The organism is Nocardia sp. alder85J (assembly GCF_020176955.2).
Lineage (GTDB): Bacteria > Actinomycetota > Actinomycetes > Mycobacteriales > Mycobacteriaceae > Nocardia.
Genome location: NZ_JAIUCZ020000002.1, coordinates 1110158 through 1122854 on the forward strand (window position 1 = coordinate 1110158; position 12697 = coordinate 1122854).

At 69.1% G+C, this 12697-nt stretch carries 15 protein-coding genes; 8 read left to right on the plus strand and 7 right to left on the minus strand.

What is annotated here, in order from left to right:
• The first annotated feature begins 126 nt into the window (after positions 1–126).
• The 3 genes from crcB (LBW94_RS11155) (at position 127) to LBW94_RS11165 (ending at position 1934) form a co-directional block, all read left to right on the plus strand.
• Positions 127–660 (plus strand): fluoride efflux transporter CrcB, encoded by a 534-nt coding sequence (crcB, locus tag LBW94_RS11155; protein WP_225053696.1) that lies wholly within the window; start codon positions 127–129, stop codon positions 658–660.
• Positions 657–1019 (plus strand): fluoride efflux transporter CrcB, encoded by a 363-nt coding sequence (gene crcB / locus LBW94_RS11160; protein ID WP_225053698.1) that lies wholly within the window; start codon positions 657–659, stop codon positions 1017–1019. Before crcB (LBW94_RS11155) ends, crcB (LBW94_RS11160) begins: the two co-directional genes overlap by 4 nt.
• A gap of 129 nt (positions 1020–1148) precedes the next feature.
• Positions 1149–1934, plus strand: coding sequence for an acyl-ACP thioesterase domain-containing protein (locus LBW94_RS11165; RefSeq protein WP_225053699.1), 786 nt, complete (start codon positions 1149–1151; stop codon positions 1932–1934).
• Between the two features lie 137 nt (positions 1935–2071).
• Here LBW94_RS11165 and LBW94_RS11170 read toward each other — a convergent pair whose 3' ends face one another.
• From LBW94_RS11170 to LBW94_RS11180, 3 genes are read right to left on the minus strand one after another with little or no spacing between them, the layout of a single operon-like run.
• Positions 2072–2854 carry an ABC transporter permease gene (locus tag LBW94_RS11170; RefSeq protein ID WP_225053700.1) on the minus strand — a complete coding sequence of 261 codons (783 nt, stop codon included), beginning with the start codon at positions 2852–2854 and terminating at the stop codon, positions 2072–2074.
• A complete protein-coding gene (locus LBW94_RS11175) occupies positions 2851–3819 on the minus strand; it encodes an ABC transporter ATP-binding protein (RefSeq protein ID WP_225053701.1) in 969 nt (322 codons plus the stop codon). The genes LBW94_RS11170 and LBW94_RS11175 overlap by 4 nt, the downstream gene beginning before the upstream one ends.
• Positions 3820–3833: 14 nt before the next feature.
• Positions 3834–4499: a DUF4097 family beta strand repeat-containing protein gene (locus LBW94_RS11180; protein ID WP_225053703.1), complete on the minus strand. Its 666-nt coding sequence runs from the start codon at positions 4497–4499 to the stop codon at positions 3834–3836.
• Between the two features lie 220 nt (positions 4500–4719).
• Between LBW94_RS11180 and LBW94_RS11185 the strand changes: the two genes are divergently transcribed.
• Entirely contained in the window at positions 4720–5454 is a 735-nt protein-coding gene (locus LBW94_RS11185; RefSeq protein ID WP_225053704.1) for a GbsR/MarR family transcriptional regulator, read from the plus strand.
• A 202-nt stretch (positions 5455–5656) separates the two neighbouring features.
• Entirely contained in the window at positions 5657–6040 is a 384-nt protein-coding gene (gene rplL, locus LBW94_RS11190) for a 50S ribosomal protein L7/L12 (RefSeq protein ID WP_225053705.1), read from the plus strand.
• Between the two features lie 168 nt (positions 6041–6208).
• On the opposite strand, the gene LBW94_RS11195 is transcribed toward rplL, so the two are convergent.
• A complete protein-coding gene (locus LBW94_RS11195) occupies positions 6209–6796 on the minus strand; it encodes a TetR/AcrR family transcriptional regulator (protein WP_225053707.1) in 588 nt (195 codons plus the stop codon).
• 133 nt (positions 6797–6929) lie between these two features.
• On the opposite strand from LBW94_RS11195, the gene LBW94_RS11200 reads away from it, so the two are divergent.
• The 3 genes from LBW94_RS11200 (at position 6930) to LBW94_RS11210 (ending at position 10026) form a co-directional block, all read left to right on the plus strand.
• Positions 6930–8192 carry an aromatic ring-hydroxylating oxygenase subunit alpha gene (locus LBW94_RS11200; RefSeq protein ID WP_225053708.1) on the plus strand — a complete coding sequence of 421 codons (1263 nt, stop codon included), beginning with the start codon at positions 6930–6932 and terminating at the stop codon, positions 8190–8192.
• A gap of 88 nt (positions 8193–8280) precedes the next feature.
• Positions 8281–9321: a C40 family peptidase gene (locus tag LBW94_RS11205; protein ID WP_225053710.1), complete on the plus strand. Its 1041-nt coding sequence runs from the start codon at positions 8281–8283 to the stop codon at positions 9319–9321.
• A gap of 138 nt (positions 9322–9459) precedes the next feature.
• Complete coding sequence (locus LBW94_RS11210; protein ID WP_225053712.1) at positions 9460–10026, plus strand: histidine phosphatase family protein; 567 nt, start codon at positions 9460–9462, stop codon at positions 10024–10026.
• Between the two features lie 41 nt (positions 10027–10067).
• On the opposite strand, the gene LBW94_RS11215 is transcribed toward LBW94_RS11210, so the two are convergent.
• From LBW94_RS11215 to LBW94_RS11225, 3 genes are read right to left on the minus strand one after another with little or no spacing between them, the layout of a single operon-like run.
• Positions 10068–10574, minus strand: a complete 507-nt coding sequence (locus LBW94_RS11215; protein WP_225053713.1) for a hypothetical protein — start codon at positions 10572–10574, stop codon at positions 10068–10070.
• Complete coding sequence (locus tag LBW94_RS11220; RefSeq protein WP_225053715.1) at positions 10571–12223, minus strand: hypothetical protein; 1653 nt, start codon at positions 12221–12223, stop codon at positions 10571–10573. The genes LBW94_RS11215 and LBW94_RS11220 overlap by 4 nt, the downstream gene beginning before the upstream one ends.
• Positions 12224–12232: 9 nt before the next feature.
• Positions 12233–12640, minus strand: a complete 408-nt coding sequence (locus tag LBW94_RS11225) for a hypothetical protein (protein WP_225053716.1) — start codon at positions 12638–12640, stop codon at positions 12233–12235.
• Positions 12641–12697 lie beyond the last annotated feature (57 nt).

Below are 12697 nucleotides of genomic sequence, written 5' to 3' on the forward strand. Positions count from 1 at the left end.
GATCCGCTAAGGTGGCCGGGTGCGGCGGTGGGGCTCGCCGCTCCGGACCTCCGGAACAACCGTGACGGGCACGTCACCAACAGTCCCTACTTGACCAGAAGTCTTGTGTTCGAGTAGGAGTCCGTGGTGCCCGAAAACCGTCCCGTCGATCCCGATGTCGGCCGTCCCGTCGATCCCGACATCGATCTGCACATCCCCGCACAGCGGCGCGAACTGGCCCGCCGGCACGGCGCCGTCCTGGCCGTGATCGCCGCCGGCGGCGGCCTGGGCGCACTGGCCCGCTACGGCATCGCGCACCTGCTGCCCACCCGGCCCGGGGCGTTCCCGTGGGGCACCTTCGTCACCAACGTCACCGGCTGCTTCGCCATCGGCCTGCTCATGGTCTACGTCACCGAGACCCGCGCGGTGCACCCGCTGGTCCGCCCGTTCCTCGGCGTCGGCATCCTCGGCGGTTTCACCACCTTCTCCACCTACGCCGTCGAGACCCGCAATCTGCTGCAACCCGGCTCCGCCCCGCTGGCGTTCTGCTATCTCGCCGGCACCCTGCTGGTCGCGCTGCCGGCGGTCCTCGGCGGTGTCACCCTCGGCCGGGCGGTCCTGCCGATCGGCACCGGCGAACCGGACGAAGTCGACGCCTACCAGCAGGAGAACGCCTCGTGACCGTCGTCCTCGTCCTGCTCGGCGCCATGGTCGGCGCACCCGCGCGCTATCTCACCGACCGGGCCGTGCAGGCCCGCCACGACAGCGTGTTCCCCTGGGGCACCCTCACCGTGAACGTGATCGGCTGCCTGATCCTCGGCGCGCTCACCGGCGCCGCGGCCGGCAGCTCCACCCTGGCCCTGCTCGGCACCGGATTCTGCGGCGCCCTCACCACCTACAGCACCTTCGGCTACGAGACGATCCGGTTGCTGGAACAGCGCGCCCGCTTCTACGCGGTGATGAACGTCGCCGTCAGCATCGTCGCCGGACTCGGCGCGGCACTGGTCGGCTACACCGCCGCCCACGCCCTGCTGGCCTGACCCGCCACGGCCGCGGGTCACACCACCGGCGGTGATCCTGCATTACCCTCGATAGCACCGTCGGTGGCGGGCGGGCACGGATGCCGTTGCCACGCTTGCCGATCGATCGAGGAACCACGAGGTTTGCCGATGACGAATCCGTTCGCCCGGGTATCGCGGGCAGCGCAACCGGCGGTGGACCAGCCGCTGTCACCGCTGCCGCCGGCCGGGCACATCTTCGACCTCACCCGGCGACTGACCCCCACCGACCTCGACGGCGACGACTGCCTGCGCCCCGACGGCATCGCCCGCCACCTCCACGAAACCGGTATCGAACACCTCGCCGGCAAACACCTGCTCGCCGAGAACCCGCACTGGACCGTCCGGCGCACCGTCGTCGACATCGTCGAGCCGATCGCCTACCCGGCCCAGCTGCGACTGCGCCGCTGGTGCTCCGGCCTGGCCTCGATGTGGTCGTCGATGCGGCTGCGCATCGACGCCGACAACGGCGGCCTCGTCGAAACCGAGGGCTTCTGGGTGCATCTCAACCCCGACACCGGCAACCCCGCCCGCATCTCCGACCGCTACCTGCAACTGATGGCCACCACCGCCGCCGCCGACCCCCCGGCCTGGCGGCCCTGGCTGCGGGCCCCGCTACCGGCCAGCATCGGCGAACGATTCCCGTTGCGGCGCACCGACTTCGACCCCGGCGGCCGGGTCGCCGCCACCGCCTACTGGGCCGCCATCCACGAATACACCACCGGCGCAAGCGATCTCACTGCCCGCCCGCACCGCTACGTGCTCGAATCCCACAAACCCGTCCGCACCGGCGAGCACATCGACGTCTACACCGACCGCGGCCGCGACGGCCTCACCGTCTGGTTCGCCGTCGACCGCGACGTACGCGCCCTCGCCCAGCTGCGCCGCGCCCCCTGAATCCCGGCGGGCCGCGCTCGCGCGGTGCGATCCCACCCCGGAAACGCCGCGAGGGCGGCGTATCCCGGCGTGGTGCCGGAGTACGCCGCCCTGGGGCGGGACGGGTGCGAGGCGGCGGTATGCCTGCTGCCATGCGGTTATTCCGGATCGCGATCGAACGTCGAGGTCGACCAGAACCAACCCAGCACCGTCAGCCCCGCGCACCAGCCCACGGCCAGCCACCCGTTGTGGCCGATCGCGCCGCCGAGCAGCAGGCCGCGCAGGGTCTCGATGGCCGGGGTGAACGGCTGGTACTCGGCGATCGGCTGGAACCAGCCCGGCATCGAGTGGAGCGGGGTGAAGGCACTGGACAGCAGCGGCAGCAGGATCAGCGGCATCGCATTGTTGCTCGCGGCCTCGGCATTCGGGCTGACCAGCCCCATCCCGACCGCGATCCAGGTCAGCGCCGTGGCGAACAACACCAGCAGCCCGAACGCCGCCAGCCAGCCCAGGGCCGTGGCGTGGGTGCGGAACCCGATCGCCACCGCGACCGCGCCGACGAGCACCACACTCGCCACCGACTGCAACACGCTGCCCACGACGTGCCCGATCAGTATCGAGGGGCGATGGATCGCCATGGTGCGGAACCGGGCGATGATGCCCTCGGTCATATCGTTGGACACCGACACCGCGGTCCCGATCACGGTGCTGCCGATGGTCATCAGCAGCAGCCCCGGCACCACATACGCCAGATACGCCGGGCGGCCCGCGCCGCCGATCCCCGCACTCATCGTGTTGCCGAAGATGTAGACGAACAACAGCAGCAACATGATCGGGGTCAGCAACAGGTTCAACGTCAGCGACGGATAGCGGCGCGCGTGCAGCAGATTGCGGCGCAGCATGGTGGACGAATCACGCAGGGCCAGGGTCGCGGCGCTCATCGGCGGGCCTCCTCGGGAATACCGGCCCCGGGCCGGTGATCGGATCCGGTCAGGGCGAAGAACACATCGTCGAGATCGGGGGTGTGGACGGTGAGCTCCTCGGCCCGGACACCGGCGGCATCCAGGCCGTCGAGCACCGCACGCAGCGCGTGCTGGCTGCCGTCGCCGGGAATCTGCAACGACAATGCCTCGTCGTCGCGCCCGGCCGCACCCAGTGCCGCGGCGGCGGCCCGGTAGGCGGCCGGGTCGGTGAACCGCAACCGGACGTGCCCGCCCGGGACCAGCCGTTTCAACTCCGCCGCGGTGCCCTCGGCGACGATGCCGCCGTCGTGCAGCACCGCGATCCGGTCGGCGAGCTGGTCGGCCTCCTCCAGATACTGGGTGGTGAGGAAGACGGTGATGCCGTCGGCGACCAGTTCGCGGATGATCTGCCACATGGTGTGCCGGGCCCGCGGATCCAGGCCGGTGGTCGGTTCGTCGAGGAAGATGATCCGCGGGTTGCCCATCAGGGTCATGGCGATGTCCAGGCGGCGCTTCATCCCGCCGGAGTAGGTGGAGGCCGGTTTACCCGCGGCCTCGGCCAGATCGAGGCGCCGCAGCAACTCGGCCGCGGCCTGCCGTCCGGCGCGCCGGGGCAGATGGTGCAGATCCGCCATCAGCAGCATGTTCTCGGTGCCGGTGATCAGCCCGTCCACCGCGGAGAACTGCCCGGTGACGCCGATCGCGGCCCGCACCGCCCGCGGGTCGGCGGCCGGGTCGTGGCCGCCGATGCGGATCGCACCGCTGCCGGGACCGGCCGTGATGAGCGTGGACAGGATCTTCACCACGGTGGTCTTGCCGGCGCCGTTCGGGCCGAGCAGCGCGAAGACGCTGCCCGCGGGGACGGTGAGGTCCACGCCGTCGAGTACGACCTTGTCCCCGTAGGACTTGCGCAATCCGTGCGCTTCGATGGCCGGGTTCGTCATGGGAGTCACTCTTTTCACAGGCTGCGGGCGACGATGTCGCCGTGCCCGGTGGTCGCGCGGATGTCCAGGGCGATGGCGCCGTCGTTCTTCAGGGCGTTGCCGACCCGGCCGTGGCCGGTGCCGGCGTCCAGGGACGCGGACACCCCGGGGGCCGCGCCGACGGAGATGTCGCCCATCTCGGTGCGCAGCACCACCGCACCGCGCACGGCCTCCCCGATCCGGATGGCGCCGCGGGCGGTGGTGATCTGCGCCGGGCCACCCAGGCGGCCGATCTCGACGTCACCGTCGATCGCGGTCAGGCGCACCGCCGCGGCCTCGTCCAGCTTGATCTGCCGGTAGGCGCCCTCGAAGACGACATCGCCGAGACGGCCGACACCGCGCAGCTCGCAACTTTCGGTATGGGCCTCCACCCGGGAACCCGCGGGCAACCGGACGGTGACCTCCAGGGCCCCGGTGGAACCGAAGTACCGATTCCCGGAACCGGCCGTCCTGATGTGCAGCACCCCGTCGGTGAAGTCGACGACGGTCTGCTCCGCCGCCTTCACGTCACGACCCTTGGCCGGATCGGCCGGCGCGACCTCCACGACGGTATCGGCGCGATCGGCGGCGATGACCTGGATCCGCCCGGCGGCGATGTCCACGACCGCGGCGATGGCGGCGGGGGTGTCGAACTTCTGCATGATCTTCTCCTTGCGAACTGCTTGTTTCTGACATCGCAAACGCTACGTTGCGTTCTCGAATCAGGCAATACTGTCGTTGCACATAAAATTCATCCATGCAGCTCATGACCTATTAATCGTTGCAACCGGTGGAAATCTAACGCAATGTAAACCACTTCGGTCGTTGCATTGAGTTGAAAGTGAATGCTATGGTGGCGACACCGGACGGAAGGAGGGCGCGGTGCCCGGAGGCAGACTCACCGAGCAGGAACGCCGGCAGATCGCGCTGGGGCTGGCCGACGATCTCGCCTACGCCGAGATCGCCCGCCGCCTCGACCGCCCCACCTCCACCATCACCCGCGAGGTCGGCCGCAACGGCGGCCCCACCGCCTATCGCGCCGACCTGGCCCACCGCGCCACCGAGCACCGCGCCCGCCGGCGCAAGCCGGCCCCGGCCCGCGGCCCGGGGGCGCGCAGCCACGGCCGCGACGACGAGGCCGTGCGCGAATACGAGGAGGCGTTCACCACCCTGCTGATGCAGCAGGGCCTGCCCAAGATGACCGCCCGGGTCCTCACCTGCCTGTTCGTCGCCGACACCGGCAGCGTCACCGCCGCTCAGCTCGTCGAACACCTCCAGGTCAGCCCGGCGTCGGTCTCCAAGGCGATCACCTTCCTCGAGGAACAGGGCCTCATCCGCCGCGAACGCGACGAACGCCGCCGCGAGCGCTATTTCGTCGACGAGGACGTCTGGTACCAGTCGACGATCGCCGGCGCCCAGGGCATCGCCCGCATGGCCGAGATCGCCCGCCGCGGCGTCACCGTCCTCGGTCGCGACACCCCCGCCGCGAACCGCCTGGAGAACATCGCCCGCTTCAGCGAATTCATCAGCGAGAGCATGCTGCGCGCCGCCGCGCAGGTCCGCGAACTCCTGCACACCAAACCCGAGACCACCCCGCCGGACTCGAATCACCAATAGCCGCAACGAGATCGATACGACCTCGCCGAAACCGCGCACCGGCCACCCGGATCCGGGGCACTCGAATCCCGCCGGCGACGGTGACACCGGCCCGCCCCGGCACCCCGTGGCCGTGCCGCGCGGACACACGATTGAAACCCCGTGCCGCCCGGCCGCTCCCTATCATGGAGATATCGCCTGGTCTGTTGCACAAGGGGACCCCATGGCCAAGATGTCCATCGAGGAACTGCTCGATGTCTTCAAAGATATGACGCTGCTGGAACTCGCGGAGTTCGTGAAGGCGTTCGAGGACCAGTTCGGGGTCACCGCGACCGCCGCGGTGGCCGTGCCGGTCGCCACCGCGGCCGCCCCGGTCGACGCGGCCGAGGAGCAGGACGAATTCGATCTGATCCTGGAATCGTTCGGGGACAAGAAGATCCAGGTGATCAAAGCCGTCCGCGAGATGATCACCGGGCTCGGGCTCAAGGAGGCCAAGGACCTCGTCGAGGCCGCCCCGAAACCCATCCTGGAACGCGTCGACCGCGACGCCGCCGAGGCCGGACGAGTCAAACTCGAGGCCGCCGGCGCCCGCGCCGTCGTGAAGTAGCCACGCCGCGGCAGCGACACCGGCTGCGGGACAATGCTTTCCAGGCCCAGCCCCGCTCCGGACAGTACCGTGGAGCGGTATGCTCGCCGCCGGAGCAGGTCCCGGGCGGGATGGGCTGCCGGCGGACAGTATTCGGGGCGGATGGTCGCTGCCGGAAGGTGTTCGGACTCAGGGCGCCTTGCGCCGCGGCGGGCGCAAGCCCAGGATGCGGCGGCCGGTGTCGAGCAGGGCGGCGGCCAGGGCGTCCGCGTCCATCTCCGCCGGAGCGCCGGAGGCCGCGCCGGCCAGCCCGGTCAGCACGGCCGTGGCGTGCACCGGGCCCAGCGGGCCGGGATCCGCCGCGGCCAGCAGCACCGGCGGGCGGTCGATCACGTCGCGCCACTGCTCGTGATGGCGCAGCACCCGCAGCACACTCGGATCGGTGGTCAGCACCGAGGCCGTCGAGCGCTCGGCCGCGACCATCGCGGCATATCCGGTCAGCATCGACTCCGCCTGCGCGCGCGGACCGCGCTGCTGCTCGGCGGTCCGGATCACCTCCCGCAGTTGCGACAGCATCGGTTCCATCACCGCCAGCAGCAACTGGTCGCGGGTCCGGAAGTGGTAGTAGACAGCGGCTTTCGTGACCCCGAGTTCGTCGGCGACCATCTGCAACGAGGTGCCGGCGAAGCTGTGCCGCACGAACAGCGCCACGGCGGCGTCGAGGAAACGCTGCCGGGAATCGTGGTCCCAGGCGGACGGGCGCGCGGCGGAGGTCATCCCCGCATCCTACTAGCCGAACGGCAAGCTTCGCACTTTACGATCGACTAGTAATCTGCTTGACGAACGGCTAGTGTCGGAGGTGTTGTGAAGCGCCGCCGGCCGCAGACGGTGGCTGTGGAAAGGACTCGGCATGCCACATTTCGCGAAGCCCGCGGAGGGGTCGTGGACCCACCACTACCCGCACCTCGGCACCGGCCCGGTCTCCTTCGAGGATTCGATCTCACCGGAGCACTACGAGCAGGAGCGGCAGGCGATCTTCGCCCGCACCTGGCTCAATGTCGGCCGGGTGGAACAACTTCCGCGCAAGGGCAGCTACTTCACCAGGGAACTGGCCGTCGTGGCCGCCTCCCTGCTGATCGTCCGCGACTCACACGACGGGATTCGCGCCTTCTACAACATCTGCCGCCACCGCGGCAACAAACTGGTGTGGAACGACTATCCCGGCAAGGAGGTCGCGGGCAGCTGCCGCCAGTTCACCTGCAAGTACCACGCCTGGCGCTACAGCCTCGAGGGTGAACTCACCTTCGTGCAGCAGGAACAGGAATTCTTCGATCTCGACAAGGATGCGTACGGGCTGAAATCCGTGCGCTGCGAGGTGTGGGAGGGCTTCGTCTTCGTCAACCTCGACGACGACGCCGCCCCGCTGCGCGACTACCTCGGCGAGCTGGCCGCGGGCCTCGAGGGCTACCCCTTCGGGGAATTCACCGAGGTCTACAAGTACCGCGCCGAGGTCGGCAGCAACTGGAAGCTCTACATCGACGCCTTCGCCGAGTTCTACCACGCGCCGATCCTGCACGCGAAACAGTACGTGTCCGGGGAGTCGACGAAACTCCAGGGCTTCGGCTTCGAGGCGCTGCACTACACGCTCGACGGGCCGCACGGCATGGTGTCCTCCTGGGGCGGCATGGCGCCGCCGAAGGACCTGAACATGGTCAAGCCGATCGAAAGAGCGCTCCGCAGCGGCAATTTCGGCGCCTGGGACCGCCCCGACATCCCCGCCCTGGACAATCTGCCCCCCGGGCTGAATCCGGCCCGGCACCCCGCCTGGGGCCTGGACTCCTACATCTTCTTCCCCAACTTCATGATCGTGGTGTGGGCGCCGGGCTGGTACCTGACCTACCACTACTGGCCCACCGGGCCCGACAGCCACCTCTTCGAGGGCACCTGCTATTTCGCACCCGCGAAGTCCGCCACCGACCGGCTGCGCCAGGAACTGGCCGCCCTGACGTTCAAGGAATTCGGCCTCCAGGACTGCAACACCCTCGAAGCCACCCAGTCCATGCTCGCCTCCCGCGCGGTCACCGAATTCCCGCTCAACGACCAGGAGATCCTGCTGCGGCACCTGCACACGAAGGCAGCCGAATACGTCGCCGCCGCCCGCCCGCCACAGTGACGGCACCCGACGCGGTGCCCCCACCGCTGGGAATGCGTCATAGTCGTCGGTAGCTGTGAATTCGGTGGGAGGCAGGTGCTGACGGGGCATGGCGGCGACCGCGAGTGTCGGTGACACCAAAGCCAAGGCCTTGGCGCTGCGCGCGCAGGACAATGCCTCGGACGGGCTCAAGGCGCTGGTCATCTCCGCCGGCCAGTACATCTGGGATCTGACCAATCAGCTCGGCACCGGCAACACCGCCGCGCCGCCCAGCTTCGAGGATCTGATCACCAAGCCCGCCAAGGGCGACGACAAATCCAACTACAAGGATCTGGCCGACACCACCAACACCTCGAAACTGTCGACGATCTACAACCAGAACGTCTCCCACATCAAGAATGTCGGACTGTCCCTGGTCGGCGACGACGGCGATGTGGGCACCCAGATCGCCGGTGTCGCCGGGATCACCGCCACCACCTGCGGCAAGATCGAGTCCGCGATCAGCGATCTGGACAGTGCCCTGCACAGCGTCAGCCTGCCGTCCCCGCCCTCCTACGCGAAGGAGGGGCCGATGATCAAGGCGTGTTTCACCGCCATGGACAATGTCTGCGCCGATGTCACCAGTGCCGACACCCAGATCCGCGATTACGCCAAGACCGTCGGTGACACCCATCCGACCGTCGTCAGCAGCGACTACTCCAGCAACAACTCCACCCCGCTGAGCTACACCACCCCGCTGACGGGCACCCAGGTGCAGAGCATGATCAGCGGCGTCACCGACGCGAAGACCAAGAAATTCCTGGAGACCGCACTCGACCAGGTCGGTGACCCCTACGTGTACGGCGCCGAGGGCCCCCACGCCTTCGACTGCTCGGGCCTGGTGCAGTACTCGGCCGAGCAGGCCGGCATCAAGAACGTGCCGCGCACCGCCTCCGAACAGTACAACGCGACCAAGAACAACACGGTCAGCCCCGGTAACCTGAAACCCGGCGATCTGATCTTCCCGGACGCGGAATTCAACAACGGCAACCCGGGCCACGTGATGATCTACGTCGGCGACGGCAAGGTCGTGGAGGCCCCGCACACCGGCGACCACGTCAAGGTCATCTCGCTGTCCGCGGTCGGCGGCTACCACGCCACCCGGTTCTGAACCTCCGGGCATCCCGATCGCCCGCTGCGGCGGCGGATTTCGTAGGGTGAGGCACGTCGTGCCGTTGCATCCGCAGCGGGGACCCGTGATCCCCCGGAGCCCGAGGAGAGTTCCCGTGACCACCGCCCGCCTCCCGCGATGAGCGCGGTCACCCGGCTGACCCTGGTGACCCACGCGCTCACCGACGCCGTGCGCGCCGCCCGGTTCCCCGCCGACGAATCGCTGGACCCGCAGGGACTGCGCGCGATCCAGCGATCCGCCGGCCTGCCCGCCGCTCTCCGGCCCGAGGCGATCCGGATCGGGCCGGAGGCACGGACCGCGGAAACCGCTGCGGCACTGGGCGTCTGCGGTGCCGTCGAACCCGCGCTGGCCGACCTGGACTGCGGACGGTGGGCCGGTGCGGCCATGGACGCGATCCCGGCCGAATCGGTGGCCGCCTGGCTCACCGATCCCGGATTCCGCGGCCACGGCGGCGAATCGCGCACCGACCTGGTGGACCGGGTGCGCGCATGGCTCGAACAGGTTGCCGCACAACCACAACGGATCCTGGCCGTCACCCACCCCGCGGTGGTCCGGGCCTGCGTCCTGATCGCCCTCGACGCCCCCGCCCACTCGTTCTGGCGAGTGGACGTGCCGCCGCTGAGTGTGACCACCCTGCACCACCACGGCGCCTGGACGCTGCGGAACACCGCCTGCCCGTTGTGAACCGGAGCGGTGCATCGGGCCGGGTCGGACCGCGCCGCCTGTCAGCCGCCGCCGGACTGCCGGTCGTCACCGCCGGGACCGTCGCCACCGCTTCCCGGTTCCCCGGCACCGTTCACCGGATCGCCATCCTCGGCGCGGGCTATCTCGGCGCTCTCGCCCGCCGCCTCGTCCTGGGCCCGGCGCCGGGCCGACATCAGCATGCCGACCGCCTCCAGCCACTGGGCGAACCGGAATTCGCGGCTCAGATCCGCACCGGCGGCCGTGTGCGCGGCGATCATCCAGGACCGCACCACGATCACCGCCTCGTCCCCGATCACCGGCTCCGGCAACTCCAGCGCCGCGGCCAGGCCCATACTGCGCACACACCCGGACAGGAACAGCATCGAATACGGCGCGATCCCGAAATCCTCGGCATCGCGAGCGGCGGCGATCGCCGCATCGCCGAACAGGAACATCCGCGCCCGCTCGTCGTCGCCGAGCCCGGCCCGCAGCGCCTGCCCGACGTCCAGGTCCCACAGTTCGTCGTCGGGGCGGTGCGGAACTGTCATTGCGGTAGCAGCACCTGATAGGCGGTGGGCAGGCCGTCGGTGGGTGACTTTCCGGTCAGATCACCGAGTTGGCCGTTCACGAATTGCTCCTTCGTCACCCATTCGGTGTAACCCCACGGGTTGTAGATCTCCAGGTCGTCACCCTGTGCCGCGATGATCATCATCTGGTGTGCGGAGGTGCTGCCGGGATCCACCACGTCGACCGGCACGGGTTTGCCCTGATCGAGCGCCGCTTCCACCTGCGGGAGCACCGATTGCCGAGACGCGGCGGTGCCCGTCGACACGGTGGTGTACGTATTGCCGGTCGTCGAATTCAACAGGACCTTCGCATTCTGGGCCGGATCCTTGCCCGAGGCATCGTAATTCCCCCGATACGCGTCCTGCACTCGCTGTGCCACCGTAGCGGGCCGGTCGTCACCGGGATGCGATCCGCCCATCGGTCCCTGCCCGGTGGTCAGACCCAGCATGTAGACGGGATCGCTCTGCGCCCTCGCCATCACCGTGGACGCGGCAACACAATCGGGCACATCACGCTGGCTGTAGAAATCCCAGTTGTACACCCAGCCGGGCTTGCCGCGATCGGGAGTGGTGGTCCCGGTCTGCCCCCGATAGCCGGGGGTGTACTTGCCGTCCGGTCCCACCAGCGGATCCTGGCTGCCGAGATGAGGATTCAGGTGATTCGACAGCCAGCTGGGATCGTTGCCGTGCGGACGGATCACAGTGTCGAACCGGCCGAGCTGTTTCACCGAATAGCCGGCCGCCAGCGCCTTCCACAGGTAGGCGGCCTCCTGCGGCGATCGGGCGCCGGCCAGCATCGACTCGAATGCCGCTCGATCCGCCGCCGACATCGAGTCGAGCAATTGCGAGGCCCGCTGCAACTGTGCGGGAGTGAGTATCTGGTTCGGCGCATAGGCGGAGGCACCGACGTCCCCGGTGTAGGACAGCAGAACCGCCGTCAGCGGATCTATCCCGGGCGAATTGATGGTGTGGGCCCGTGCATTCGCCGTCAGTTGGCCCAGCAGGGTGTTCAGATCGTCGGCGGCGCCGTCGCGCAGCACCGCCGCGGTGAGCCGCGTGTGACAACCGGTCGCGGCATCGGAGAGGATCGTCACCCACTGCTGCTGCGACGGTGACCCGTTCGCATGCTGCCGCGCAATCCGCAACTGCTCGGCCCCGGCACTGTCCCTGTTCTTGGCGGTCGTCAGCTTCGTCGCGAAAGTGCCCAGCGCGAAGGCTCCCTGCTCATAGGTCTGGTAGGCCTCCGACACCTGGCCGATCAGACCGCCGATCGCCTGGCCGGCCGTCTCGCCCGCGCGGCCGCGCCAGGCCGCGGGCAACGAGGACGACGAGATCACCGACAGATCCTCGACCACAGCGACATTGACGTGCGAGGCCTCGGCGTATCGGTGCGCGATATCCGCGATGACGGCGGGATCACCGTCGGGACCGGGAATGCCCAGCGCCGTGTCGAGCGCGAACCGGCCGAGCTTCGGAAACCATTGCACCAATTGCGGATGGGACCGCAGCGTGTCCAGCGCTTCCAAGGCGATGTGCAGAGCCTTGGCATGCGGCGACCGGAGCAGCGAGGGGTCCGGCTCTGCCGCCGGTGCGCTCGCGGTGGGGTCGCGGGGCTTGTCGGCCTTGCCCATCGTCGCTGCTCAGCCGCCGGACACGCTGCCGACGACCCGGCCGCCGGTCGTATCGCCCTCCTGATACGAGGCGGCGCTGTCGGAGACGAGTTTCGCGGCCTCCGTCACCGCGCCCGCCGACACCTTGGTCTCGGCCATCCACGCCGTGTGGAACGAATGCCACGCCGACTGCACCGCGGAGTCGCCGAAGGGGCCCGTATCCGACAGCACGGTGTCCACCGTCTCCGCCACCAGCAGTAGGCCCAGTTGCAGCTCCAGCGTGCTCAGATGGGTGCCGGCGGCGGTGATCGCCTTGGTCGGCGTCGCCAGCTCGGCCGGATCGACGTACAGCGGGGCCGGGCCGCTCCCCGACGTCGCCACCGGCCCCACCGGCGCACCACTGCCCGTGGAATTCCCACTACCCGAATCGTGACTCATGCCCACTCCCGTATCGGACCCGAATTCGATCTTCGCACGGGGCACGCGAAAACCGTT

Coding starts and splice junctions, on each gene's coding strand:
- rplL (WP_225053705.1), top strand. CDS start 5,657: ATGGCCAAGATGTCCATCGAGGAACTGCTCGATGTCTTCAAAGATATG.
- LBW94_RS11180 (WP_225053703.1), bottom strand. CDS start 4,499: ATGCAGAAGTTCGACACCCCCGCCGCCATCGCCGCGGTCGTGGACATC.
- LBW94_RS11200 (WP_225053708.1), top strand. CDS start 6,930: ATGCCACATTTCGCGAAGCCCGCGGAGGGGTCGTGGACCCACCACTAC.
- LBW94_RS11170 (WP_225053700.1), bottom strand. CDS start 2,854: ATGAGCGCCGCGACCCTGGCCCTGCGTGATTCGTCCACCATGCTGCGC.
- LBW94_RS11210 (WP_225053712.1), top strand. CDS start 9,460: ATGAGCGCGGTCACCCGGCTGACCCTGGTGACCCACGCGCTCACCGAC.
- LBW94_RS11175 (WP_225053701.1), bottom strand. CDS start 3,819: ATGACGAACCCGGCCATCGAAGCGCACGGATTGCGCAAGTCCTACGGG.
- LBW94_RS11220 (WP_225053715.1), bottom strand. CDS start 12,223: ATGGGCAAGGCCGACAAGCCCCGCGACCCCACCGCGAGCGCACCGGCG.
- LBW94_RS11195 (WP_225053707.1), bottom strand. CDS start 6,796: ATGACCTCCGCCGCGCGCCCGTCCGCCTGGGACCACGATTCCCGGCAG.
- LBW94_RS11165 (WP_225053699.1), top strand. CDS start 1,149: ATGACGAATCCGTTCGCCCGGGTATCGCGGGCAGCGCAACCGGCGGTG.
- LBW94_RS11215 (WP_225053713.1), bottom strand. CDS start 10,574: ATGACAGTTCCGCACCGCCCCGACGACGAACTGTGGGACCTGGACGTC.
- LBW94_RS11225 (WP_225053716.1), bottom strand. CDS start 12,640: ATGAGTCACGATTCGGGTAGTGGGAATTCCACGGGCAGTGGTGCGCCG.
- LBW94_RS11205 (WP_225053710.1), top strand. CDS start 8,281: ATGGCGGCGACCGCGAGTGTCGGTGACACCAAAGCCAAGGCCTTGGCG.